Genomic DNA, 24,709 nt, shown 5'->3' on the forward strand with positions numbered 1-24,709 from the left:
CATGGGGTTCGCGCGCACGTGCTCGGTGACGCTGGTGGGCGTCGAGGGTGTGGTCGTGGAGGTCCAGGCCGACCTGGAGCCCGGGGTCGCGGCCTTCACCCTGGTGGGGCTGCCGGACAAGAGCCTGACGGAGAGCAGGGACCGGGTCAGGGCCGCCGTGGTGAACTCCGGCGGCGAGTGGCCGCAGAAGAAACTCACCGTGGGACTCAGCCCGGCGTCGGTCCCGAAGGCCGGCAGCGGTTTCGACCTGGCCGTCGCCTGTGCCGTGCTCGGCGCCGCCGAACGGATCGATCCGCGGGTGCTCGGCGACATCGTCATGATCGGCGAGCTGGGCCTCGACGGCCGGGTGCGGCCGGTGCGCGGCATCCTGCCCGCCGTACTGGCGGCGGCCGACGCGGGATACGAGCAGGTGGTGGTGCCCGAGTGCGCCGCCGCCGAGGCCTCGCTGGTGCCGGGGATCTCCGTCCTGGGCATCCGCAGCCTGCGTCAGCTGATCGCGGTGCTCGCCGACGAGCCCGTACCGGAGGAGGACACCGGGGATCAGGCGCGGCCCGACTCGCTGCTGGCGGGGCTGCGCGCCCCGGGCACCGGAGCGGACACCGGGACGCACGGCGTCGGCGCGGCACCGCACGACCAGGGCCATGACCTCGCGGACGTCGTGGGCCAGCTCGCGGCGCGGACGGCCGTGGAGGTGGCCGCGGCGGGCGGACACCATCTCTTCCTGGAAGGACCGCCGGGCGCCGGTAAGACCATGCTCGCGGAGCGGCTGCCGTCGATCCTGCCGCCGCTGGACCGGCAGGCCTCGCTCGAGGTGACGGCCGTGCACTCGGTGGCGGGACTGCTCCCCCCGGACAAACCCCTGATCGACACGGCCCCCTACTGCGCCCCGCACCACTCGGCCACCATGCAGGCACTCGTCGGCGGCGGCCCCGGTACGGCGCGGCCGGGAGCGGTGTCCCTCTCGCACCGGGGCGTCCTCTTCCTGGACGAGACGCCGGAGTTCAGCAGCCGGGCCCTGGACGCCCTGCGGCAGCCGCTGGAGGCCGGGCACGTGATCATCGCGCGCAGTGCCGGTGTCGTGCGCTTCCCGGCGCGCTTCCTGATGGTGCTCGCCGCCAACCCGTGCCCCTGCGGACGCTTCTCGCGGACGAACGAGCAGTGCGAGTGCCCGCCCTCGGCGATCCGCCGTTACCAGGCCAGGCTGTCCGGGCCGCTGCTCGACCGGGTCGACCTGCGGGTCGAGGTCGACCGCGTCACGCGTGACCAACTGACGGCGAGCGGCGCCCGGGGGGACAGCACCGCCACGGTCGCCGACCGGGTGCGGGCGGCCCGGGACCGCGCCGCGGCACGGCTCGCCGGCACCCCGTGGCGCACCAACGGCGAAGTGCCCGGACGGGAACTGCGCAGCCGCTGGCACGCCGCCCCCGGCGCCATGGACGACGCCGAGCGGAGCCTGGAACGGGGCGTGCTCACCGCCCGGGGACTCGACCGGGTCCTGCGGGTCGCCTGGACCGTCGCCGACCTGACCGGCCACGAGCGGCCCGACGCCGCGGACGTCGCCCTCGCCCTGCAGTTGCGCACCGGCGTCCCCCGCGGGGTGCCCATGGCCGTCGGGGCGGGGGTGTGAGCGCCGTGGACGGCCCCGACGGCGAACTGCTCGGCCGGGTCTTCCTCACCCGGGTCATCGAACCCGGTGACGAGGCCGGCGGGCGCTGGGTGCGGGAGCTCGGCGTGGACGCCGTGGTACGACGGCTGAGGGAACGGGGGGATCCGCTGCCGGGAGCGAGCGGCAAGCGGTGGGCCGGATTACTGGCCCGGGCGGAGCGGGCCGAACCGCGCAGGGACCTCGCCGTCGCGCGGGACGCCGGGGTGCGCTTCGTGGGTCCCGGCACCCCGCAGTGGCCCGGACAGCTCGACGACCTGGGCGACGCCCGGCCGCTCGGTCTGTGGGTGCGCGGGGGAGCGGACCTGCGGATGTGGGCGCTGCGCTCGGTCGCCGTCGTCGGTGCCCGCGCCTGCACCGAGTACGGCGCCCACATGGCCGCCACCCTCTCCGCCGGCCTCGCCGAACGCGGCTGGATCGTGGTCTCCGGCGGCGCCTACGGGGTCGACGGCGCCGCCCACCGCGGCGCCCTCGGCGCGGGCGGCGCCACCGTCGCCGTGCTCGCCTGCGGAGTCGACCGGCCCTACCCGCGCGGCCACACCGGGCTGATCGGCAGAATCGCGGAACAGGGCCTCGTCGTCGGGGAGTTGCCGCCCGGTGATCACCCGACACCGAGCAGATTCATCCTCCGCAACAGAGTGATCGCCGCGCTCACCCGGGGCACCGTCGTCGTCGAGGCCGCCCACCGCAGCGGCTCCCTGGTGACGGCCCGGGCGGCCCAGCGGCTGGGCCGCCACACGATGGGAGTGCCGGGGCCGGCCACCAGTGGACTCTCCGCCGGGGTGCACGAACTGCTGCGGCAGGACGCGGTGCTGGTCACCGACGCCGCCGAGGTCGTCGAGCTGGTCGGCGACATGGGCGAACTCGCGCCGGAACGCCGGGGGCCGGTGCTGCCCCGGGACCTGCTCGACCCGGCCGGACGGCAGGTCCTCGACGCGCTGCCGGGACGCGGAACGGCCCGGCCGGAGGAGATCGCGCTCACCGCGCGGACCACCCCGGACGACGCGATCGCGAGACTGTACGAACTGCGAGCACTTGGTTACGTCGAACGACACGGCGACGGCTGGAAGTTGACGCGCCAGGCGACGACACCGGTCCGGGACGGCCCCGAGCCTCGCTGACGCAGCGTGTTCGGCCGTCCGGGGGAACCCCCACACTCCTTGAAATTCACGCCAGTTGGGCCACCCGTCGATCACTCAGAGCGACGGGTGTGCCCCGGCGGGACGGCACCCGGAACGAATCTGCGCACGGTCCCACCTCACCTCTTCGCACACCGCGACGCCGCAGTCACGCTACGCTCACGAGGATCCCGACACGGACAGGCAAGGACAGGCACCCAGACATCGGACAGACGGCGCACTCAGGCGGCACCGGTCCACGGCAGAACGGCACAAGGCGACGAATGCCCCAGCACACCTCCGGGTCCGACCGGGCGGCGATCCCCCCAGCCGCCCGCGACGGTGGCAGCGTGCGGCCGCCCGCTCCCTCGACGCTCGACGAGCTGTGGCGGTCGTACAAGGCGACGGGGGACGAGCGGCTGCGGGAGCAGCTGATCCTGCACTACTCACCGCTGGTGAAGTACGTGGCCGGCCGGGTCAGTGTGGGGCTGCCGCCCAACGTCGACCAGGCGGACTTCGTCTCCTCCGGGGTCTTCGGGCTGATCGACGCGATCGAGAAGTTCGACGTCGACCGCGAGATCAAGTTCGAGACCTACGCGATCACCCGTATCCGGGGCGCGATGATCGACGAGCTGCGGGCCCTGGACTGGATCCCGCGCTCGGTGCGGCAGAAGGCGCGCAACGTGGAGCGCGCCTACGCCACGCTGGAGGCGCGGTTGCGGCGCACCCCCTCCGAGAGCGAGGTCGCCGAGGAGATGGGCATCACGGTGGCCGAGCTGCACGCGGTTTTCAGCCAGTTGTCGCTGGCGAACGTCGTCGCCCTGGAGGAGCTGCTGCACGCCGGGGGCGACGGCGGCGACCAGCTGAGCTTCATGGACACCCTGGAGGACACCGCCGCCGACAATCCGGTGGAGGTGGCCGAGGACCGGGAGCTGCGGAGGTTCCTGGCGCGGGCCATCAACACGCTGCCCGAGCGGGAGAAGACCGTGGTCACCCTGTACTACTACGAAGGGCTCACCCTCGCCGAGATCGGCAACGTGCTGGGCGTGACCGAGAGCCGGGTCAGCCAGATCCACACCAAGTCCGTGCTGCAGCTGCGCGCGAAGCTGGCGGGTTTCGGCCGCTGAGCCGTTCCGGCGGAGAGCCGGCCGATCCCCTGGCCGCCGCGGGCGGGGCGTCCGTAAAGTGGATGGCGTGCCAAGGATTCGAGCGGCCTCCGTGGCCGAGCACCGGTCGATGCAGCGAGCCGCCCTGCTGGACGCGGCACGCTCCCTGCTGTCCGAGGGCGGTACGGAGGCGCTGACCTTCCCGGCCCTCGCCGAGCGCACCGGTCTCGCGCGTTCGTCCGTGTACGAGTACTTCCGTTCGCGGGCCGCCGTGGTCGAGGAGCTGTGCGAGGTCGACTTCCCGGTCTGGGCGGCGGAGGTCGAGGCGGCCATGGCGGCCGCCGCCGGTGCCGAGGCCAAGATCGAGGCGTACGTCCGCAAGCAGCTGGAACTGGTCGGGGACCGGCGGCACCGTGCCGTGGTCGCGATCTCCGCGAGCGAGCTCGACGCGGGTGCGCGGGAAAAGATCCGCGCGGCCCACGGCGGTCTCGTCGCGATGATCGTCGAGGCCCTGGCGGGCCTGGGCCACGCGGAGCCCCGCCTCGCGGCGATGCTCCTCCAGGGAGTGGTCGACGCCGCCGTGCGCCGCATCGAGCTGGGCGCGGCGGAGCACCCGGACGTGATCACGCAGGCGGCGGTCTCGATGGCGCTCCGCGGCGTACGGGGCTGACGGGCGCGTCCCCGGCCCCTCACTCCGGCACCGGCACCCCCAGCACCGGCAGCAGTCTCGACGGGCCCCTGTACAGGAGCCACGGGGGCAGCAGGATGAGCGGATCCAGGTAGGTGTCCCCGCTCAGCAGGCCCCAGTGGACGCACGGGGCCGTGCAGTGGGAGCCCGTGGGGGCCACCGTGCCGATCACCTCGCCCGCCGTCACCTCCTCGTCCTCGGTCACCGACGCGCGGACCGGTTCGTAGGTGGTGCGCAACGGGGGGTCGCCCGTGCCGGACAGCTCCACCGAGACGACGCCCTTTCCGGCCACCCGGCCCGCGAAGGAGACCCGGCCCGCGGCCGCCGCCCGTACCGGCGTCCCCGGTGGAGCCGCCAGGTCCACGCCCCGGTGCCCGCGCCCGTACACCGTCGCCGGCGGTTCCCAGCCGCGCAGCACCCGCGGCCGTACCCCCACCGGCCACGCCCGTCCGACGGCCGGCGTCCCGGCGTCCTCGCCCGCCGGCGCCACCTTCGCCGTCCCCGCCGCGGACAGGCCCGGCGGCGGCGGGGCCAGCAGCGCCGCCAGGGTCAGGACCACCAGAAGGACCAGTCGCGTACACGCCCTCGTGAATGCACTCTTTCGCATGCGGTGAAGCCTTCCGGACCTCCGTGATCGCCGCCCGGGCCCGTGGACCACCGGCCGTTTGTGGACAACGGCGTCACCCGGCGCCTCGCGGGTCCCGTACACTTCTGGTGGCGACCCGGGCCACCGGGTCGACTTCGCACGCCCCGACATCCGGACCGGTCACGGCCGGGTTCCGGATGTCAGCGCCCCTCGGTCCTTCGTGGCAACGGCGCGTCGTGGGCGTCAGGCGCGGGAGCCGTCCGGCATCCGCGGCACAACCGAGAAATTCAAGGAGATACGGCCATGGCCGTCGTCACGATGCGGGAGCTGCTGGAGAGCGGCGTCCACTTCGGTCACCAGACCCGTCGCTGGAACCCGAAGATGAAGCGCTTCATCTTCACGGAGCGCAACGGCATCTACATCATCGACCTGCTCCAGTCGCTGTCGTACATCGACCGCGCCTACGAGTTCGTCAAGGAGACCGTCGCCCACGGCGGCACGGTCATGTTCGTCGGCACGAAGAAGCAGGCGCAGGAGGCCATCGCCGAGCAGGCCACCCGCGTCGGCATGCCTTACGTCAACCAGCGCTGGCTGGGCGGCATGCTCACCAACTTCTCGACCGTCTACAAGCGTCTGCAGCGCCTCAAGGAGCTCGAGCAGATCGACTTCGAGGACGTGGCCGCCTCCGGCCTCACCAAGAAGGAGCTGCTGGTCCTCTCCCGCGAGAAGGCCAAGCTGGAGAAGACCCTCGGCGGTATCCGCGAGATGCAGAAGGTGCCCAGCGCCGTCTGGATCGTGGACACCAAGAAGGAGCACATCGCGGTCGGCGAGGCCCGGAAGCTCAACATCCCGGTCGTCGCCATCCTCGACACCAACTGCGACCCCGACGAGGTCGACTACAAGATCCCGGGCAACGACGACGCGATCCGCTCCGTCACCCTGCTCACCCGTGTGATCGCCGACGCCGTCGCCGAGGGCCTGATGTCCCGCTCCGGCGTCGCCGAGGCCGGCAAGGGTGAGAAGGCCGCCGGTGAGCCGCTGGCCGAGTGGGAGCGCGACCTGCTCGCGGGCGAGAAGAAGGCCGAGGAGGCCGCTCCGGCCGAGGCCGAGGCCGAGAAGCCTGCTGAGGCCCCCGCCGCTGAGGCCCCCGCTGCCGAGGCTCCCGCCGCCGAGGCCGAGCAGGCCTGACCGCCCCGTCACAGGCGATGACGGCGGGAGCGGTGACAAGTGATCCGCTCCCGCCGTTCACCCGTGGATCGGCGGAGCGTCACACGCCTGCCCTCGAGTAGGTCCTGATCCGCAGATCTCCGAACCTCCAGACTTCGAGAAAGACTCACAGACTCATGGCGAACTACACCGCCGCCGACGTCAAGAAGCTCCGGGAGCTCACCGGCGCCGGCATGATGGACTGCAAGAAGGCGCTGGACGAGGCCGAGGGCAACGTCGAGAAGGCCGTCGAGGCGCTCCGTATCAAGGGCCAGAAGGGCGTCGCCAAGCGCGAGGGCCGCTCCGCCGAGAACGGCGCCGTGGTCTCGATCATCGCCGACGACAACTCCTCCGGCGTCCTCGTCGAGCTGAAGTGCGAGACGGACTTCGTCGCCAAGGGCGACAAGTTCCAGGCCGTGGCCACCGCCATCGCCGAGCACGTCGTCAAGACCTCCCCGGCCGACATCCAGGCCCTGCTCGCCTCCGAGATCGAGGCCGGCAAGACCGTCCAGGCGTTCGTGGACGAGGCCAACGCCAACCTGGGCGAGAAGATCGTCCTGGACCGCTTCGCCCAGTTCGCCGACGGTTACGTGGCGGCGTACATGCACCGCACCATGCCCGACCTGCCGCCGCAGATCGGTGTCCTGGTCGAGTTCGACAAGCCGAACGCCGAGATCGCCAAGGGCGTCGCCCAGCACATCGCCGCCTTCGCGCCGAAGTACCTCTCCAAGGAGGACGTGCCGGCCGAGGTCGTCGAGTCCGAGCGCCGCGTCGCCGAGGAGACCACCCGCGCCGAGGGCAAGCCCGAGGCCGCCCTGCCGAAGATCGTCGAGGGTCGCCTCAACGGCTTCTTCAAGGACGCCACGCTGCTCGGCCAGCCCTACGCGCTGGACAACAAGAAGTCCGTCCAGAAGGTCCTGGACGAGGCCGGTGTCACCCTGAAGCGCTTCACGCGCATCAAGGTCGGCATCTGAGTCCGCACCGCGACGGGCGCGCGACCCCGATAGGGTCGACAGCAGTCGTTCGGACACGCGTCCACGCGACGGCGCGTGCCGGACGACAGCAGATCTGACGAGGAGGCCATTGCCGCATGGGATGCGAACCACGCCCCACCGGCAATGGCCTTCTTCGTATGTGCAACACGTGAAAGAGGCGGGATCCGACGATGACCACCAAGGCTGAGAAGAGCGACGACGGCAAAGTACGCGGCCGGTTTCTGCTGAAGCTGTCCGGAGAGGCCTTCTCCGGTGGCGGAGGCCTGGGCGTCGATCCCGACGTGGTGCACGCCATCGCGCGTGAGATCGCGGCCGTCGTCCGGGACGGCGCGCAGATCGCGATCGTCATCGGCGGCGGGAACTTCTTCCGCGGCGCAGAGCTCCAGGTGCGCGGCATGGACCGCGCACGCTCCGACTACATGGGCATGCTCGGCACCGTGATGAACTGCCTCGCCCTCCAGGACTTCCTGGAGAAGGAGGGCGTCGACTGCCGCGTGCAGACCGCCATCACCATGGGTCAGGTTGCCGAGCCCTACATCCCGCTGCGCGCCGTGCGGCACCTGGAGAAGGGCCGCGTGGTCATCTTCGGCGCCGGAATGGGCATGCCGTACTTCTCCACCGACACCACCGCCGCCCAGCGCGCCCTGGAGATCGACGCCGAGGCGCTGCTCATGGGCAAGAACGGTGTGGACGGCGTCTACGACTCCGATCCGAAGACCAACCCCGACGCGGTGAAGTTCGACGCGCTCGGCTACGGCGAGGTCATCACCCGGGACCTGAAGGTCGCCGACGCCACGGCCGTCACGCTCTGCCGTGACAACAGCCTCCCGATCGTCGTCTTCGAGCTCCTGAAGGAGGGCAATATCGCCCGCGCCGTCAAGGGTGAGAAGATCGGCACGCTGGTGGGTGACCCGGCCGGCCGCGGCTGACCGGGGGATGGACAATGGCCTGCCGGTCGGGAACCGTGCAGGAAGAAGACGCGACGCAGCCGGCCGCAACCCCTGACCAGGAACCGCAGCCGGGCCTACTCAAGACACGCAGGAGCAAGTGGTGATCGAAGAGACCCTCCTCGAGGCCGAGGAGAAGATGGAGAAGGCCGTCGTGGTCGCCAAGGAGGACTTCGCCGCGATCCGCACCGGCCGTGCGCACCCGGCGATGTTCAACAAGATCGTGGCCGACTACTACGGCGCGCCGACGCCGATCAACCAGCTGGCCTCGTTCTCCGTGCCCGAGCCGCGCATGGCCGTGGTGACGCCGTTCGACAAGAGCGCGCTGCGCAACATCGAGCAGGCGATCCGCGACTCCGACCTGGGCGTCAACCCGAGCAACGACGGCAACATCATCCGGGTGGTGTTCCCCGAGCTCACCGAGGAGCGCCGCCGCGACTACATCAAGGTCGCCAAGGGCAAGGGTGAGGACGCCAAGGTCTCCATCCGCTCCGTGCGCCGCAAGGCCAAGGACGCCATCGACAAGATGGTCAAGGACGGCGAGGTCGGCGAGGACGAGGGCCGCCGTGCGGAGAAGGAGCTCGACGACACCACCGCGAAGTACGTCGCCCAGGTGGACGAGCTCCTGAAGCACAAGGAAGCGGAGCTGCTCGAGGTCTGATGAACGACTCTTCCTGGGGGACGCCGCAGACCGGGTACTGGGGGCCGTCCGACCACGGGCAAGGCTGGGGGGCCGCTCCGGCGGGTCCCGCGTACGATGCGCACAACGCGCAGCACACGCGCCCCATGCCCATCGTGCCCGACGTACCCGAACACGGCGGAGACCAGGATGCGGACCGGGGGGCCGCTCGGCTGAGCGGCCCCCTGTTCCGAGACGAGCCGACGCGGGCCCGCCCCCTTCCCGGGGAGGTGCCGCAGAATCCGGAGCCCATGCCCGACGCCCCGCAGCCGGCAGCCGCACCGCAGAAGAAGAGCGCGGGGCGGGACCTCGGTGCCGCGATAGGCGTCGGCGTCGGACTCGGCGTGGTGATCGTCGCGTCGCTGTTCGTCGTCAAAGCGGTCTTCGTCGGCGTGGTCGCGGTCGCCGTGGTGGTGGGCCTGTGGGAGCTGACGTCACGGCTGCGGGAGCGCAAGGGCATCAAGGCGCCCCTGATACCGCTCGCGCTGGGCGGTGCGGCCATGGTCGTCGCCGGCTACGTCCGGGGGGCCGAGGGCGCATGGGTCGCCGTGGCGCTCACCGCGCTGGCGGTGCTGGTCTGGCGCATGGCGGCGCCGCCCGAGGGCTACCTCAAGGACGTCACGGCGGGCGTCTTCGCGGCGTTCTACGTACCGTTCCTGGCGACCTTCGTCGCGATGATGCTCACCGCCGACGACGGCCCGTGGCGCGTCCTGACCTTCCTGCTGCTGACGGTCGTCAGCGACACCGGGGCGTACGCGGTCGGCTGGCGCTTCGGGAGGACGAAGCTCGCCCCGCGCATCAGCCCCGGCAAGACCCGCGAGGGCCTGCTGGGCGCGGTGACCTTCGCGATGGTCGCCGGCGCGCTGTGCATGCAGTACCTGATCGACGACGGCGTCTGGTGGCAGGGCCTGCTCCTGGGCCTCGCGGTCGCGGTCAGCGCCACCTTGGGCGACCTGGGCGAGTCCATGATCAAGCGCGATCTGGGCATCAAGGACATGGGCACCCTGCTCCCGGGTCATGGCGGCATCATGGACCGCCTCGACTCCCTGCTGCCGACGGCACCGGTGGTGTGGCTGCTGTTGGTGATCTTCGTCGGATCGGGTTGACGGCGAACAGGTACTCTGGAAGGGCTCGCGGTGTACTGCGGGCCCTTTCGTACGTCCCCGCCCCGCGCGGGTCGTCTCCCGGCCCAGGCACAGAGGTGCCGCCGTCCCCGCCTGTGCGGAGTCGCCAGGCCCCCATCGTCCTGAGGAGTTGCCCGACCGTGGCCCGTCCCGTTCCCGGTGAGCTCACCTTCGTCGCCCCCCGCGGAGCGAAGAAGCCGCCGCGGCACCTCGCCGACCTCACGCCCGCCGAGCGCAAGGAGGCGGTCGTCGCGGCCGGTGAGAAGGCGTTCCGAGCCAAGCAGCTCTCGCAGCACTACTTCGCGCGGTACGCGCACGACCCGGAGCAGTGGACCGACATCCCCGCCGCCTCGCGCGGCAAGCTGCGGGAGGCGCTGCTTCCGGAGCTGATGACGGTCGTACGGCACCTGTCGACCGACCAGGGCACCACCCGCAAGACGCTGTGGAAGCTGTTCGACGGGACGCTCGTCGAGTCCGTGCTGATGCGCTACCCGGACCGGGTGACCATGTGCATCAGCTCCCAGGCGGGCTGCGGCATGAACTGCCCGTTCTGCGCGACCGGGCAGGCCGGCCTCGACCGGAACCTGTCCACCGCCGAGATCGTGCACCAGATCGTGGACGGGATGCGGGCGCTCAGGGACGGCGAGGTGCCCGGCGGCCCGGCGCGGCTGAGCAACATCGTGTTCATGGGCATGGGCGAGCCGCTCGCCAACTACAACCGGGTCGTCGGCGCCATCCGCCGCCTCACCGACCCCGAGCCGGACGGCCTCGGGCTGTCGCAGCGCGGGATCACCGTGTCCACCGTCGGTCTCGTCCCGGCGATCCACCGGTTCACCGGCGAGGGCTTCAAGTGCCGTCTCGCCATCTCGCTGCACGCCCCCGACGACGAACTGCGCGACACCCTCGTCCCCGTGAACACGCGGTGGAAGGTGCGCGAGGTCCTCGACGCCGGGTTCGAGTACGCGGCCACGTCGGGCCGGCGGCTGTCCATCGAGTACGCCCTCATCCGGGACATCAACGACCAGGCCTGGCGCGGTGACCGGCTCGGCCGGATGCTCAAGGGCCGCCCCGTGCACGTCAACCTCATCCCGCTCAACCCCACCCCCGGCTCCAAGTGGACCGCCTCCCGCCCCGAGGACGAGAAGGCGTTCGTGGAGGCGATCGCCGCGCACGGTGTACCGGTGACGATCCGGGACACCCGTGGGCAGGAGATCGACGGGGCGTGTGGTCAGCTCGCCGCGAGCGAACGGTAATGTGACCCGAGTAAGAACATCTGCATATTCCGACAGGGGAGCGCCACAGCGCTGAGAGTGCGGCACCGGCCGCAGACCCTCCGAACCTGGCCCAGGTCATTCTGGGTAGGGAGATCGGTCATCACTCGAGCTGTTGCGCCCTGCCCGGGCCCCCTCCGCGAGGGGACCCGGGCAGGGCCGCGTCTCTTCCTGGTCACTCCAGGAGGAATCAAGTGGGCATCACCAAGAAGGTCACGGTCCTGGCCGTCGGGCTGGGTCTGGTCACGCTGTCCGCGTGCGGGTCGTCCGGCGGTGACGACGCGAGCGGTGGCGGGGACAGGACCGTGACCCTCGTCAGCCACAACTCGTGGGCCGTGTCGAAGGACGTCGTCGCCGCCTTCGAGAAGCAGTCCGGCTACGAGCTCAAGGTCCTCGAGGACGGCGACGCCGGGCAGGCCGTGAACAAGGCGATCCTGACCAAGGACAACCCCCAGGGCGACGTCCTCTTCGGCGTCGACAACACCCTGCTCTCCCGCGCCCTCGACAACGGGCTGTTCCAGCCGTACGAGGCGAAGGGCTCCGACCTGATCCTCGACGCGTACCGCGTGGACCAGGACAAGCACCGGGTCACCCCCGTCGACACCGGCGACGTCTGCGTCAACTACGACAAGGCGTGGTTCGCCGAGCACGACCTGACCCCGCCCAAGACCCTCGACGACCTGGCCAAGCCCGCCTACAAGGACCTCCTCGTCGTCGAGAACGCCGCCACCTCCTCGCCCGGCCTCGGCTTCCTGCTCGGAACGGCCGCCGAGTACGGGGACGAGGGCTGGCCGGACTACTGGAAGAAGCTCAAGGCCAACGGCGTCAAGGTGGTCGACGGCTGGGAGCAGGCCTACAACGAGGAGTTCTCCGGCTCGGCCGGCGGGAAGGAGGCCAAGGCCGACCGGCCGCTGGTGGTGTCCTACGCCTCCTCGCCGCCCGCCGAGGTCGTCTACGCCGACCCGAAGCCGAAGACGGCGCCCACCGGTGTCGCCGAGGACACCTGCTTCCGCCAGGTCGAGTACGCGGGGCTGCTGAGCAACGCGAGGAACCCCGAGGGCGGAAAGGCGCTGCTCGACTTCCTGGTCGGCAAGCGGTTCCAGGAGGACATGCCGCTCAACATGTTCGTGTACCCGGTGCTGGAGGGTGCCGAGGTGCCCGAGGAGTTCACGGAGTTCGGGCCGCAGGCCGAGGATCCGGAGACCATGGACCCGGCGAAGATCGCCGAGAACCGTGACCAGTGGGTCAAGTCGTGGACCTCGCTCGTACTGAAGTGACGCGGACCGCGGCGCGACGGCGCGGGAGCGCGGCGCGGCTCGGCCTGCTGGCCGTGCCCGTCGCGTTCTTCGCCGTCTTCTTCGCCTATCCCGTCACCGCGATCGTCGCGCGCGGACTGAGGACCGGCGGGACCTGGCGGCTCGGGCGGATCGGGGACGTACTGGCGCAGTCCGGCGTCCGGCAGGTGCTGTGGTTCACCACCTGGCAGGCCCTCGTCTCCACCGCCCTCACCCTGCTGATCGCCCTGCCCGGCGCGTACGTCCTCGCCCGCTTCGACTTCCCCGGCAAGCAGGTGCTGCGGGCCGTGATCACCGTGCCGTTCGTGCTGCCGACGGTCGTCGTCGGTACGGCGTTCATGGCACTCGTCGGACGCGGCGGACTCCTCGACGAGCTGTGGGGGGTGCGGCTGGACACCACCGTGTGGGCGATCCTGCTCGCGCACGTCTTCTTCAACTACGCCGTCGTCGTACGCACCGTGGGCGGGCTCTGGTCGCAGCTCGACCCGCGGCAGGAGGAGGCCGCGCGGATGCTCGGCGCCTCCCGGTTCACGGCCTGGCGGACCGTCACCCTGCCCGCGCTCGCGCCCGCCGTCGCGGCGGCCGCGCTGATGGTCTTCCTGTTCACCTTCACCTCCTTCGGCGTGGTGCAGATCCTCGGCGGGCCCACCTTCTCCACCCTCGAAGTGGAGATCTACCGGCAGACCTCGGAGATCTTCGACCTGTCCACGGCCGCCGTCCTGACGATGGTCCAGTTCGTCGCCGTGGGCGCGATCCTCGCCCTGCACGCCTGGACCGTACGGCGCCGGGAGACCGCGCTGCGGCTGGTGGACGCCTCGGTGACCGCGCGCCGGCCGCGCGGCGCCGGACAGTGGGCGCTGCTGGGCTCGGTCGTCGCCACCGTCGCCGTCCTGCTCCTGCTGCCGCTCGCGGTGCTGGTGGAACGGTCCTTCGGCGACGCGGGGCTCGCCTACTACCGGGCGCTCACCGAGGACGACGGGGGAGTGTTCCTCGTCGCGCCGATCGAGGCGGTCGGCAACTCGCTCCGGTACGCCGTCGCCGCCACCGCCGTCGCCGTGGTGATCGGCGGCCTCGCCGCCGCGGCGCTGACCCGGCGGGACGCGGGACGGCTGGTGCGCGGCTTTGACGCGCTGCTGATGCTGCCGCTCGGGGTGTCCGCGGTGACCGTCGGCTTCGGTTTCCTGATCGCCCTCGACGAGCCGCCGCTGGACCTGCGCGCCTCCTGGATCCTGGTCCCGCTCGCGCAGGCGCTGGTCGGCGTCCCCTTCGTCGTACGGACCATGCTGCCGGTGCTGCGGGCCGTGGACGTACGACTGCGGGAGGCGGCGGCGGTGCTCGGGGCGTCGCCGTGGCGGGCGTGGCGGGAGGTGGACCTGCCGCTGGTGCGGCGGGCGCTGCTGATCGCGGCCGGGTTCGCGTTCGCGGTGTCGCTGGGCGAGTTCGGGGCGACGGTGTTCATCGCGCGGCCGGAGAACCCGACGCTGCCCGTCGCCGTGGCGCGGCTGCTGGGGCGGCCCGGGGACCTCAACTACGGCCAGGCGATGGCCCTGTCGACGATTCTGATGATCGTGTGCGCGGTGGCGCTGCTCGTCCTTGAGCGGCTGCGGACCGACCGGACCGGGGAGTTCTAGATGCTGCTGAGCCTTCAGGCCGCGACCGTCCGCTTCGGCGGGCGGCCGGTGCTGGACGCCGTCGACCTGGGGGTCGCCGAGCACGAGATCGTGTGCGTGCTCGGCCCCAGCGGCAGCGGCAAGTCGACGCTGCTGCGGGCGGTGGCCGGACTGCAGCCCCTCGACTCCGGGCGGGTGTCGCTCGACGGACGCGACCAGTCGGGCGTGCCCGCGCACAGGCGCGGCGTCGGGCTGATGTTCCAGGACCACCAGCTCTTCCCGCAGCGGGACGTGGGCGGCAACGTCGCCTTCGGCCTGCGCATGCACGGCGCGTCGCGGAGCGAACAGGCGGACCGCATACGGGAGTTGCTGGACCTCGTGGGGCTGCCGGACGCGGCCGGACGCGCCGTCGCCGCGCTGTCCGGCGGCGAGCAGCAGCGCGTGGCGCTCGCCCGCGCCCTCGCGCCCAGTCCCCGGCTGCTGATGCTCGACGAGCCGCTCGGGCAGCTCGACCGGTCGCTCAGGGAGCGTCTCGTCGTCGAACTGCGCGAACTGTTCGGCCGGTTGGGCACCACGGTGCTCGCCGTGACGCACGACCAGGGCGAGGCGTTCGCGCTGGCCGACCGGGTGGTGGTGATGCGGGACGGCCGGATCGCCCAGTCCGGCACGCCGCTCGAGGTGTGGCGGCGTCCGGCCGACGCGTTCGTGGCCCGCTTCCTCGGTTTCGAGAACGTCGTCGAGGCGACGGTGGGTGACGCTGTCGCGGTGACCCCCTGGGGCAAGCTCCCCGTCCCGGACGGCGCCCCGCAGGGCACGCGGACCCTTCTCGTCCGCCCCGCCGGTGTCCGTCTGGTCCCGGCCGGTGAGGGCCTGCGCTGCACGGTGGCCGCGCGCACCTTCCGCGGCACGCACGTCGCCGTCCACCTCCAGCCCGAGGACGCCCCCCGCCTGGAGGCGGCCTGCGCGCTCCGGGACGCGCCGGAGGCCGGGGACGAGGTCGGCGTGGAGTTCGACGCGGCGGAAATCGTCGTGCTGGGATGAGCACGGCTGCCTAGGGTGAGCGGCATGACACCACTCACGCACGACCTTTACTGCGAGGAGATCGCGCACCAGGTGGGGCGGTTGCGGACGGTCGTGACGTCCGGCGCCGATCTGTCCTCCGCCGTGCCCACCACACCCGACTGGTCCCTGGAGCAGCTCGTACGGCATCTCGGCGGAGCCCTGCGCTGGGTGGACGTCATGGTGCGGACCGGGGCCGAGGACGAGGTCCCCGAGGACCGGGTGCCGGGGTTCGGCGGGCCCGGGGCGTGGGGCGATCCCGGTGCGCTGGACGCCTGGCTGGCGGAGTCCGGCGAACTGGTCGTCGGCGCGCTGCGCGAGGCCGGTCCGGACGCGAAGGTGTGGAGCTGGGCCGGGACGCACAACGCCGGGTTCTGGGCCCGTCGTATGACGCACGAGGTGACCGTCCACCGCGCGGACGCCACCCTGGCCGCCGGACTGCCCTACGAGGTGGCGCCCGAGGTCGCCGCGGATGCGGTCGACGAGTGGCTGGAGATCGTGGAGTGGGCGCAGCGGACGCTGCCGGACGACACGGTGCACGAGCTGCGTGGCCCCCTGCGCACCATCCATCTGCATGTCACCGACGCCGGGGCGGGGAACCGTACGGAGTGGGTGATCGAGCTCGGCGAGGAGGGCGTCTCCTGGCACCACGGCCACGAGAAGGCCACGGTCGCCCTGCGCGGCCCGCTCACCTCCGTGCTCCTCGCCTTCTACCGCCGGCTGCCGCTGGACGCCCCCGGGCTCGAGGTGCTCGGCGACCGGAAACTGCTGGAGTTCTGGCTGGAGCGGGCGACGTTCGGCTGAGCGGCCGGCGACGGAAGAGGCCCGCCCCGGGGAGGGGACGGGCCACCACCGTGTGCGTGAGGCGTCAGCGCTGGCTGCTCGCCCCGCGGCGGCGCATGCCGAAGAAGACCGCGCCACCGCCCGCCACGACCAGGGCGGCCGCGACGCCGGCGATCAGACCGGTGTTGGAGTTGGCACCGGTCTCGGCGAGGTTCGACTCACCGGCGGGGGAGGGGGCGTTGCTCGAGGTGTCCGCCGGAGCGGTGCTCTCGCTCTCCGACTCCGAAGGGGTCGGCTTCGGCTCCTCCTCGGCCGGGGTGGAGGAGGACTCCGACGGGGTCGGCTTCGGCTCCTCCTCGGCCGGGGGCTCCTCTTCCTCCGTCTTGCAGGCCGTCGCCGGGGTGACCAGGTTCGGCTTGATGTCCTCGTCGACGTAGGGCTTGGCGTCGACGTGGATGCGGTACTCGGCGTTCGGCTTCCAGTCCTCCTCGAAGGTGATGGTGGTGCCCTCACGGGAGCCCTTGACCACCTGCTCGCCGATCTGCTTGTCCTGCAGGAAGACGGTGATGGTGGCGGGGACACCGGCCGGGTCCACGTCGGTGACGGTGATGACGCCCTTGTCACCGACGCACTTGGCTTCGGCCGAGAACTCGTTGATGTTGCAGGCCGCCGCGTTGCCGGCGGCGCCGATCGCGAGGGCGGCGGACGCGGAGACGACACCGAGGACACGCACGGAGCGCGCGACGGTACGACGGGATACGGACAGAACTGACACGTTTGTCCTTTACGGGAATATGCAACTGCGGGGGGTTGACGGAACACTGACGGTTCATCAGTGTTCCCATGCGGCTCCCAGGTTTATAAGCGCCGCATAAGTAGTGTCAACGCATATGCCTACAGCGAGCCCGGACTTTGCCTTTTTATTAACCGCCCAGACGTTTCAAGGCCTCCGGGGCCTCCTCGATCCGGTCGACCAGGGCGATCCGGGCCTCCATGGAACGCTCCCGCGCGAGCGACCGCAGCAGCGGCCAGGCGGGCAGCCGCTCCGTCCAGTGGGCCCGGTTCACCAGCACCATGGGCGTGGGCTCGCCGCGCGACCCGTAGTAGTTCGGCGTCGCGTTGTCGAAGATCTCCTGCACGGTGCCGGCGGCGCCCGGCAGGAAGACCACGCCCGCGTCGCAGCGGGCCAGCAGCCCGTCCTCGCGGGTGGCGTTGGCGAAGTACTTCGCGATGTGCGAGGCGAAGGCGTTCGGCGGCTCGTGGCCGTAGAACCAGGTGGGGATGCCGATCGAGTGGTTGCCCTTCGGCCAGCGGGCGCGCACCTCGAAGGCGGCGCGCGCCCAGTCGGTGATCGACGGCGTGAAGGAGGGCGCGGACGCGAGGAGTCCGCAGGCCTCGTCCAGCACGGCGTCGTCGTACGGGGCCGCGTAGGCGCCGAGGTTCGCCGCCTCCATCGCGCCCGGACCGCCGCCCGTCGCCACCGTGAAACCGGCGTGGGTCAGCGCCCGTCCGAGCCGGGCGGCGCCCCGGAACTCCTCGGTGCCGCGGGCCATCGCGTGACCGCCCATCACGCCCACGACCCGTGCCCCGCGCAGGAGTTCGTCGAGGGCGTCGGACATGGAGTCGTCGTGGACCGCGCGCAGCATGGAGGCGAAGATGTCGCCGTCCGCCTTGGTCCGCTGGAACCAGGCGTAGGCCAGCGCGTCCGGGGTCGCCTCGTAGCCCTTGTCGAGCGAGGCGAACAGGTCGTCGGGCGTGTAGAGATGCCCCCGGTACGGGTCGAAGGGCAGGCCCGGGACGGGCGGGAGGACCAGGGCGCCGTCGGCGCGGATCTTCTCCGTCGCGTCGGGGCGCATCCGGCAGCCGAGGAAGACGGCCCCGGCGGTGTCGGTGGTGAGCAACTCCCGTGTGCGGTCGGTCAGATCGACGGACTGGACACGGAATCCGGAGAGCGTGCCGCGGGACGAGACGATCGCGTCGAACTCCTCGAGCGTCTCTATCTCGCGGTCCCCGTGATGGACGGCATGGGCGGGACTCGTCTGCACCCGCCCATGCTAGGCCCGCGTGCGCGTCAGCCCTGCACCGCGGCCGGGTCCATCCAGATGACCTCCCAGGTGTGGCCGTCGAGGTCGTCGAAGGCGCGTCCGTACATGAAACCGTGGTCCTGGGTCTCGCCGGTGACCGAGCCGCCCGCCGCGACGGCCTTCTCCACCAGTTCGTCGACCTTCTCGCGGCTCTCCGCGCTCAGCCCCAGCAGTACCTCGCTGCTCTTCGTGGCGTCCACGATCTCCTTCTTGGTGAACCCCGCGTACTTCTGCTTGGTCAGCAGCATCGCGATGATCGTGTCGCTGATCACGACCGACGCGGCGGTCTCGTCGCTGAAGTGCGGGTTGATCGAGTAGCCGAGCTCCGTGAAGAACTTCTTCGAGGCGTCGAGGTCGTCGACGGCCAGGTTCACGAAGATCATCTGCTGGTACATGGCGGGGCCTCTCCCATTCGGTTCCATGGCGTTCGTGGGGGTAGACCAGGGGGTCGCGCGAAACTCATCGGTCCGCGGAGATTTTTTCGAACCGATTTCCTGACGGGGCGTCAGCGGACCAGCGGCCACGCCGACAGCTCGGCCACGACCAGGGTCAGCGGCCCGAACAGGACGAGCAGCGCGCCCGCGCGGAGCACGGCGGCCCGGCGCAGCGTCCCGCCGGCCGCCCCGAGGCGCCGCAGCGCGGCGGTGGTCTCGGCGCGGGCCTGCCTGGTCTCGACGGCGGCCGTCAGCAGCGTCGCCGTCGTGCAGCCCGCCACCAGCAGCACCCCGAGCACGACGAGCGGGCCGTCGAAGACCTCCTCGCGGTCGTGCAGCGAGGCCATGGCGTACGCGGCCGACAGCACCGCGCAGACCACGCCCAGCGGGCGTCCGATGCGCGTGGCCTCGGTCATGAGGACCCGTCCGGCCAGCAGGCGCAGCGCGCCGGGCCGGGCCGTCTGGAGCAGCCTGCCGCACAGATGGGCGAGGCCGGGACCGGCCAGGGCCAGACCGACGGCGGTCAGGACCAGACCGAGCAGCGCGGAGGGCCGGTCACCCGGCGTGCCCCCGCCGTCCGTACGGCTCGCGAAGGCCTCGGCGGCCAGACCCACCGCCAGCACCGTGACACCCCACGGCAGCCCGGACGGCGGCGCGAGCGGCACGGCGGGCCGGGCGCCGGCGGGGGTGCCGAAGGGAGTGCCGGCGGCGTTGCCGGTACCGCCCGCGGTGCTGTCGGGACCGTCCACGGCGCCGTCCGGCTCCGGTCCCGGCTCCGGCTCCGGTGCCGCCTCGGCCGTACGCCGGCCGCGCGCCGCCGCTCCCAGGTGCTTGCCGAACCGGCCGTACGCCCCGAACGACTCGCGCGCCGCCGTACGCCGGTACGCGCCGAACCGTCGGTACGTCCACCCCGCGCGGTCCGCCCCCGCCGCCGGCTCACGCTGCCGCAGCGCCACCGCCGAGGCCACCGACGCGCTCAGCGGTACGAGCGACAGCAACGTCAGGGCGGCGGGCAGCGGAAGCGGCCGGTCGGCGGCGAGGAAGTCCGCCGTGGCGCCGTCGAAGGGCGTGCGGGTGAGGTCGCCGCGCAGGTGGAGGAAGACCAGCAGGGCCAGCGCCGAGCCCAGCAGGCAGGACAGTGCCGTGGTGGCCGCGGAGATCGCCGCCAGCCGGACGGGACCGAGTCCGATCGCCGACAGACCGGGCCGGGGCCGGGTGCCCGGATCGGTGCGGGCGACCGCGACCGCGAAGTGCACCGTGGCCGCCATCGGGACCGCGCACCAGGCCAGCCGGAGCACCGAGGCGGACGGGTCGGGGTGGCTCAGCGCGTGGCCGAGGGCGCTCAGGAGCAGGAAGCCCGTGCCCGCGGACGCGGCCGTGACCAGGAGACGGCGCAGCTGGACGGCGGGACGGGCGCTTCGGGTCAGACGGAGAGCGAGCACGCCGCCCGGCCTTCCGTCTCGGCCGTTCCGGGGACCGGCGGCAGGTGGAGGGTGCGCACGCGCCGCCCGTCGAGCAGCGACACCGTGCGGTCGGCGAGGGCCGCGGTCTGCGCGTCGTGGGTCGCGAGGATCACGGTGATGCCGTGCGAGCGGGCCGCCGTGGTGAGCGTGCGCAACGCGTGGACGCGGTCGACGCGGTGCAGCGGGGCGGCCGGCTCGTCGGCGAACAGCACCGAGGGGGCCGGGGCGAGGGCGCGGGCGACGCACACCCGCTGCCGCTCGGCCTGCGTCAGCTCCCCGGGGTGCTTGCGGGCCCGGTCACCGATGTCGAGGCGCTCCAGCCACTCCAGGGCCGCCGTCCTGGCGCGGCGCCGGCCGGTGCCGCGCAGCATCAGCGGCAGGGCGGCGTTCTCCCAGACGTTCAGCTCGGACATCAGCACCGGGTCCGGGTCGATCCAGCCGAAGTGGTCCCGGCGCAACCGCTCGCGGGCGGCGGGGCGCAGGGTGTGCACGGACACGCCGTTGAACCAGACCTCGCCGTCGCGTGCGGGCAGCAGCCCGGACAGACAGCGCAGCAGCGTCGTCTTGCCGCTGCCGCGCGGGCCGCCGACGGCGAGGATTTCGCCCTCCCGGACGCCGAGCGAGACCCCGCTCAGTCCGGGGGAGCCGTCGTCGTACCGGTGGTGCAGGGCTCGCGCCCAGAGCACGTCGTTGTCCGGTGGGGCCACCATGGCGTACACCTCGGTTCGGATCGGAAATGCCGTGCGCTCTTCGGGTAAGTCCCCCGTCCGGGGGAACGAAGGCAGGGCCGATCGGTCACTGGGCACGCTAGGCAGGCCACGGCGGGAGGCCGGACAGCACGCGGCCCCGGACGCCCGTTTCTCACTCGAACGGGCGACACCGGGGCTGGTGTTGATCATCCAGAAGGAAGATCGGGAACTCCGACGGCCTACAGTCTGGTCCACGCCTCCGAGAGGGTCGCGCGCAGGATCTGCTCGATCTCGTCGAAGGTCTCCTGGTTCGAGATCAGCGGCGGGGCGAGCTGGACGACCGGGTCGCCGCGGTCGTCGGCCCGGCAGTACAGGCCGTTCTCGAAGAGCTTCTTCGACAGGAAGCCGTAGAGCACGCGCTCGGTCTCGTCCGCGTCGAAGGACTCCTTGGTGTTCTTGTCCTTGACCAGCTCGATGCCGTAGAAGAAGCCGTTGCCGCGGACGTCGCCGACGATCGGCAGGTCGTGCAGCTTCTCCAGGGTGGCGCGGAAGGCGCCCTCGTTGTCGAGCACGTGCTGGTTCAGGCCCTCGCGCTCGAACAGGTCGAGGTTGGCGAGGCCCACGGCCGCCGAGACCGGGTGGCCGCCGAAGGTGTAGCCGTGCAGGAAGGTGTTCTCGCCCTGGTAGAACGGCTCGGCGAGCCGGTCGGAGACGATGCACGCGCCGATGGGGGAGTAGCCCGAGGTCATGCCCTTGGCGCAGGTGATCATGTCCGGGACGTAGCCGAACTTGTCGCAGGCGAACGTCGTGCCGAGGCGGCCGAAGGCGCAGATGACCTCGTCGGAGACGAGCAGCACGTCGTACCGGTCGCAGATCTCGCGCACCCGCTGGAAGTAGCCGGGCGGGGGCGGGAAGCAGCCGCCGGCGTTCTGCACCGGCTCCAGGAAGACGGCGGCCACCGTGTCCGGGCCCTCGAAGAGGATCTGCTGCTCGATCTGGTCGGCGGCCCAGCGACCGAACGCCTCCGGGTCGTCGCCGTGGATCGGCGCCCGGTAGATGTTGGTGTTGGGCACCTTGTGCGCGCCCGGCACGAGCGGCTCGAAGGGGGCCTTCAGGGCGGGTAGTCCGGTGATGGACAGGGCGCCCTGCGGGGTGCCGTGGTAGGCCACCGCGCGGGATATGACCTTGTGCTTGGTCGGCTTGCCGACGAGCTTGAAGTACTGCTTGGCGAGCTTCCAGGCGGTCTCCACCGCCTCGCCGCCGCCGGTGGTGAAGAAGACCTTGTTCAGGTCGCCCGGCGCCTCGTGCGCGAGCCGCTCCGCCAGCTCCACGGCCTTGGGGTGGGCGTAGGACCACACCGGGAAGAAGGCCAGCTCCTGGGCCTGCTTGAAGGCGGTCTCCGCGAGCTCCTGACGGCCGTGGCCCGCCTGCACCACGAACAGGCCCGCGAGGCCGTCGAGGTAGCGCTTGCCCCGGTCGTCGTAGATGTGGGTGCCCTCGCCCCGGACGATGGTGGGGACGGGGGAGTTCTCGTACGAGGACATGCGGGTGAAGTGCATCCACAGGTGGTCGTACGCGGACTTGCTGAGGTCGTCGGTGCTCACGGTTATCGGGTTCCCCACATGTAGGTCTGCTTCTTGAGCTTGAGGTAGACGAAACTCTCGGTGGAGCGCACCCCGGGAACGGCCCGGATGCGTCGGTTGATGACCTCCAGCAGGTGGTCGTCGTCCTCGCAGACGATCTCGACCATCAGGTCGAAGGAGCCCGCGGTCATCACCACGTACTCGCACTCGTCCATGGCGGTCAGCGCGTCGGCCACGGACTCCACGTCGCCCTCGACGTTGACCCCGACCATCGCCTGGCGGCGGAAGCCCACGGTGAGCGGGTCCGTGACGGCGACGATCTGCATCACGCCCTGGTCGAGTAGTTTCTGCACCCGCTGGCGCACGGCCGCCTCCGACAGGCCCACGGCCTTGCCGACGGCGGCGTACGGCCGGCGGCCGTCCTCCTGGAGCTGCTCGATGATGGCGAGGGAGACGGTGTCCAACTGGGGACCGCCGCCGTTCTTGGACTCGCGGGAGTCCCTCGGGTCTGCGCTTCGACTGGCCACGAGGTCACTGTGCACGACGTATCGACAGTTTCGCAAGGCTCGATCGATGAAATCCGTTGTTTACGGCGTCTGGGCTTGCGGATTTCGCAGGACCGGGACGGCTGGGGGTGTTGAAAACGTCGGCCATCGGTTTAGGGTGGGTGTCTCAGAGGCTGGACACTCGACATTTCTCGATACTCCAGACACCTCGGACATCCACGAGGAACACCAGGAGGGCCTGCAGTGAGCACCGAGCTGCGTCGTCTGCGCAACTACATCGGCGGTGAGTTCCGGGACGCCGCCGACGGCCGGACCACCGAGGTGGTCAACCCCGCGACGGGCGAGGCGTACGCGACCGCTCCGCTGTCCGGGCAGGCGGATGTGGACGCCGGGATGGCGGCCGCCGCCGAGGCGTTCCCCGGCTGGCGCGACACCACGCCGGCCGAGCGGCAGAAGGCCCTGCTGAAGATCGCGGACGCCTTCGAGGAGCGCGCCGAGGAACTCATCGCCGCCGAGGTGGAGAACACGGGCAAGCCCGTCGGGCTCACCCGCACCGAGGAGATCCCGCCGATGGTGGACCAGATCCGCTTCTTCGCGGGCGCGGCGCGGATGCTGGAGGGCAAGGGCGCAGGCGAGTACATGGAGGGGCTGACCTCCTTCGTGCGCCGTGAGCCGGTCGGCGTCTGCGCGCAGGTCGCGCCCTGGAACTACCCGATGATGATGGCCGTGTGGAAGTTCGCCCCGGCGATCGCCGCGGGCAACACCGTCGTCCTGAAGCCCTCGGACACCACCCCGGCCTCCACGGTCCTGATCGCCGAGATCCTCGGCTCGATCCTCCCCAAGGGCGTCTTCAACGTCGTCTGCGGCGACCGCGACACCGGCCGCCTCATGGTCGAGCACCCCACCCCGGCGATGGCGTCCATCACCGGTTCGGTGCGCGCGGGCATGTCGGTCGCCGAGTCCGCGTCCAAGGACCTCAAGCGGGTCCACCTGGAGCTGGGCGGCAAGGCCCCGGTCGTCGTCTTCGAGGACACCGACATCGCCAAGGCCGTCGAGGGCATCTCGGTGGCGGGCTTCTTCAACGCCGGCCAGGACTGCACGGCCGCCACGCGCGTGCTCGTCCACGAGTCCATCCACGACGAGTTCGTCTCCGCGCTCGCCGAGGCCGCCGCCGGCACGAAGACCGGCATGCCGGACGACGAGGACGTGCTCTTCGGCCCGCTCAACAACCCCCATCAGCTCAAGCAGGTCGAGGGCTTCATCGAGCGGCTGCCGGCGCACGCGCGCGTGGTCGCCGGCGGAAAGCGCGTCGGCGACAAGGGTTTCTTCTACGCCCCGACCGTCGTCTCCGGCCTGAACCAGGACGACGAGATCATCCAGAAGGAGGTCTTCGGCCCGGTCATCACCGTCCAGTCCTTCACCGACGAGGACCAGGCCGTCGCGTACGCCAACGGCGTCGAGTACGCGCTGGCCTCCTCGGTGTGGACCAAGGACCACTCCCGCGCGATGCGCATGTCCAGGAAGCTGGACTTCGGCTGCGTGTGGATCAACACCCACATCCCGCTGGTCGCGGAGATGCCGCACGGCGGCTTCAAGAAGTCCGGCTACGGCAAGGACCTCTCGGCGTACGGCTTCGAGGACTACACGCGCGTCAAGCACGTGATGACGTCCCTGGACGCGTAAGCGCCGAAGCGTGGGGGGGGGCCCGGGGGCCCCCCCCCCCCGGGGGGGGCGGGGGGGGGGCCCCCCCGGCGTTTTTTTGATATGTTAACGGAGGGGGGGGGGGGGGGGCGGGGGGCGCGGGCGGCCGCCGGGGCGGC

At 71.6% G+C, this 24,709-nt stretch carries 23 protein-coding genes and 1 riboswitch; of the genes, 15 read left to right on the forward strand and 8 right to left on the reverse strand.

Going from position 1 to position 24,709, the window contains the following annotated elements; translation table 11 throughout:
* The first annotated feature begins 1 nt into the window (after position 1).
* From ACH5AO_RS30180 to ACH5AO_RS30195, 4 genes are all read left to right on the forward strand, one after another.
* Positions 2 to 1,627, forward strand: coding sequence for a YifB family Mg chelatase-like AAA ATPase (locus ACH5AO_RS30180; RefSeq protein WP_398930116.1), 1,626 nt, complete (start codon positions 2 to 4; stop codon positions 1,625 to 1,627).
* The gene (gene dprA / locus ACH5AO_RS30185) at positions 1,624 to 2,784 is read left to right on the forward strand and encodes a DNA-processing protein DprA (RefSeq protein ID WP_398930118.1); all 1,161 of its coding nucleotides are present in this window, start codon (positions 1,624 to 1,626) and stop codon (positions 2,782 to 2,784) included. The genes ACH5AO_RS30180 and dprA overlap by 4 nt, the downstream gene beginning before the upstream one ends.
* A 281-nt stretch (positions 2,785 to 3,065) precedes the next feature.
* Positions 3,066 to 3,908, forward strand: a complete 843-nt coding sequence (gene whiG, locus ACH5AO_RS30190; protein ID WP_398930120.1) for an RNA polymerase sigma factor WhiG — start codon at positions 3,066 to 3,068, stop codon at positions 3,906 to 3,908.
* Between the two features lie 91 nt (positions 3,909 to 3,999).
* Complete coding sequence (locus ACH5AO_RS30195; RefSeq protein WP_398930178.1) at positions 4,000 to 4,557, forward strand: helix-turn-helix domain-containing protein; 558 nt, start codon at positions 4,000 to 4,002, stop codon at positions 4,555 to 4,557.
* Positions 4,558 to 4,576: 19 nt separating this feature from the next.
* On the opposite strand, the gene ACH5AO_RS30200 is transcribed toward ACH5AO_RS30195, so the two are convergent.
* A complete protein-coding gene (locus ACH5AO_RS30200; protein WP_398930122.1) occupies positions 4,577 to 5,182 on the reverse strand; it encodes a M23 family metallopeptidase in 606 nt (201 codons plus the stop codon).
* A gap of 282 nt (positions 5,183 to 5,464) precedes the next feature.
* Between ACH5AO_RS30200 and rpsB the strand changes: the two genes are divergently transcribed.
* The 10 genes from rpsB to ACH5AO_RS30250 all read left to right on the forward strand — a co-directional run bounded on the left by rpsB (position 5,465) and on the right by ACH5AO_RS30250 (position 16,151).
* Complete coding sequence (gene rpsB, locus ACH5AO_RS30205) at positions 5,465 to 6,349, forward strand: 30S ribosomal protein S2 (protein WP_398930124.1); 885 nt, start codon at positions 5,465 to 5,467, stop codon at positions 6,347 to 6,349.
* A gap of 155 nt (positions 6,350 to 6,504) precedes the next feature.
* Complete coding sequence (gene tsf, locus ACH5AO_RS30210) at positions 6,505 to 7,341, forward strand: translation elongation factor Ts (RefSeq protein ID WP_398930126.1); 837 nt, start codon at positions 6,505 to 6,507, stop codon at positions 7,339 to 7,341.
* A gap of 191 nt (positions 7,342 to 7,532) precedes the next feature.
* Positions 7,533 to 8,291, forward strand: coding sequence for a UMP kinase (gene pyrH / locus ACH5AO_RS30215; protein ID WP_398930128.1), 759 nt, complete (start codon positions 7,533 to 7,535; stop codon positions 8,289 to 8,291).
* 121 nt (positions 8,292 to 8,412) lie between these two features.
* The gene (gene frr, locus ACH5AO_RS30220) at positions 8,413 to 8,970 is read left to right on the forward strand and encodes a ribosome recycling factor (RefSeq protein WP_362489209.1); all 558 of its coding nucleotides are present in this window, start codon (positions 8,413 to 8,415) and stop codon (positions 8,968 to 8,970) included.
* Entirely contained in the window at positions 8,970 to 10,094 is a 1,125-nt protein-coding gene (locus ACH5AO_RS30225; RefSeq protein ID WP_398930130.1) for a phosphatidate cytidylyltransferase, read from the forward strand. Before frr ends, ACH5AO_RS30225 begins: the two co-directional genes overlap by 1 nt.
* A gap of 158 nt (positions 10,095 to 10,252) precedes the next feature.
* Complete coding sequence (rlmN, locus tag ACH5AO_RS30230) at positions 10,253 to 11,365, forward strand: 23S rRNA (adenine(2503)-C(2))-methyltransferase RlmN (RefSeq protein ID WP_398930132.1); 1,113 nt, start codon at positions 10,253 to 10,255, stop codon at positions 11,363 to 11,365.
* 24 nt (positions 11,366 to 11,389) lie between these two features.
* Positions 11,390 to 11,495: riboswitch (TPP riboswitch) on the forward strand.
* An 82-nt stretch (positions 11,496 to 11,577) separates the two neighbouring features.
* Positions 11,578 to 12,660, forward strand: coding sequence for a thiamine ABC transporter substrate binding subunit (locus ACH5AO_RS30235; protein WP_398930134.1), 1,083 nt, complete (start codon positions 11,578 to 11,580; stop codon positions 12,658 to 12,660).
* Entirely contained in the window at positions 12,636 to 14,309 is a 1,674-nt protein-coding gene (locus ACH5AO_RS30240) for an ABC transporter permease (protein ID WP_398930136.1), read from the forward strand. Before ACH5AO_RS30235 ends, ACH5AO_RS30240 begins: the two co-directional genes overlap by 25 nt.
* Positions 14,310 to 15,329, forward strand: coding sequence for an ABC transporter ATP-binding protein (locus ACH5AO_RS30245; RefSeq protein WP_398930138.1), 1,020 nt, complete (start codon positions 14,310 to 14,312; stop codon positions 15,327 to 15,329).
* 24 nt (positions 15,330 to 15,353) lie between these two features.
* Positions 15,354 to 16,151: a maleylpyruvate isomerase family mycothiol-dependent enzyme gene (locus ACH5AO_RS30250; protein ID WP_398930140.1), complete on the forward strand. Its 798-nt coding sequence runs from the start codon at positions 15,354 to 15,356 to the stop codon at positions 16,149 to 16,151.
* Between the two features lie 64 nt (positions 16,152 to 16,215).
* Here ACH5AO_RS30250 and ACH5AO_RS30255 read toward each other — a convergent pair whose 3' ends face one another.
* The 7 genes from ACH5AO_RS30255 to ACH5AO_RS30285 form a co-directional block, all read right to left on the reverse strand.
* On the reverse strand, positions 16,216 to 16,863 hold the full coding sequence (locus ACH5AO_RS30255; protein ID WP_398930142.1) for an LAETG motif-containing sortase-dependent surface protein: 648 nt from the start codon (positions 16,861 to 16,863) through the stop codon (positions 16,216 to 16,218).
* A 190-nt stretch (positions 16,864 to 17,053) separates the two neighbouring features.
* The gene (locus ACH5AO_RS30260; protein ID WP_398930144.1) at positions 17,054 to 18,175 is read right to left on the reverse strand and encodes an LOG family protein; all 1,122 of its coding nucleotides are present in this window, start codon (positions 18,173 to 18,175) and stop codon (positions 17,054 to 17,056) included.
* Positions 18,176 to 18,201: 26 nt separating this feature from the next.
* Positions 18,202 to 18,609: a VOC family protein gene (locus tag ACH5AO_RS30265; RefSeq protein WP_398930146.1), complete on the reverse strand. Its 408-nt coding sequence runs from the start codon at positions 18,607 to 18,609 to the stop codon at positions 18,202 to 18,204.
* A 110-nt stretch (positions 18,610 to 18,719) separates the two neighbouring features.
* A complete protein-coding gene (locus ACH5AO_RS30270; RefSeq protein WP_398930148.1) occupies positions 18,720 to 20,090 on the reverse strand; it encodes a hypothetical protein in 1,371 nt (456 codons plus the stop codon).
* On the reverse strand, positions 20,072 to 20,821 hold the full coding sequence (locus tag ACH5AO_RS30275; RefSeq protein ID WP_398930150.1) for an ABC transporter ATP-binding protein: 750 nt from the start codon (positions 20,819 to 20,821) through the stop codon (positions 20,072 to 20,074). The genes ACH5AO_RS30270 and ACH5AO_RS30275 overlap by 19 nt, the downstream gene beginning before the upstream one ends.
* A 218-nt stretch (positions 20,822 to 21,039) precedes the next feature.
* The gene (locus ACH5AO_RS30280; protein ID WP_398930152.1) at positions 21,040 to 22,404 is read right to left on the reverse strand and encodes an aspartate aminotransferase family protein; all 1,365 of its coding nucleotides are present in this window, start codon (positions 22,402 to 22,404) and stop codon (positions 21,040 to 21,042) included.
* 2 nt (positions 22,405 to 22,406) lie between these two features.
* Positions 22,407 to 22,925 carry an Lrp/AsnC family transcriptional regulator gene (locus tag ACH5AO_RS30285; RefSeq protein ID WP_398930154.1) on the reverse strand — a complete coding sequence of 173 codons (519 nt, stop codon included), beginning with the start codon at positions 22,923 to 22,925 and terminating at the stop codon, positions 22,407 to 22,409.
* Positions 22,926 to 23,132: 207 nt separating this feature from the next.
* On the opposite strand from ACH5AO_RS30285, the gene ACH5AO_RS30290 reads away from it, so the two are divergent.
* Positions 23,133 to 24,572, forward strand: coding sequence for a gamma-aminobutyraldehyde dehydrogenase (locus ACH5AO_RS30290; RefSeq protein WP_398930156.1), 1,440 nt, complete (start codon positions 23,133 to 23,135; stop codon positions 24,570 to 24,572).
* Positions 24,573 to 24,709: the final 137 nt, after the last annotated feature.

This window comes from Streptomyces sp. NPDC018964, assembly GCF_044390325.1.
In the GTDB taxonomy this organism is placed as follows: Bacteria; Actinomycetota; Actinomycetes; order Streptomycetales; family Streptomycetaceae; genus Streptomyces.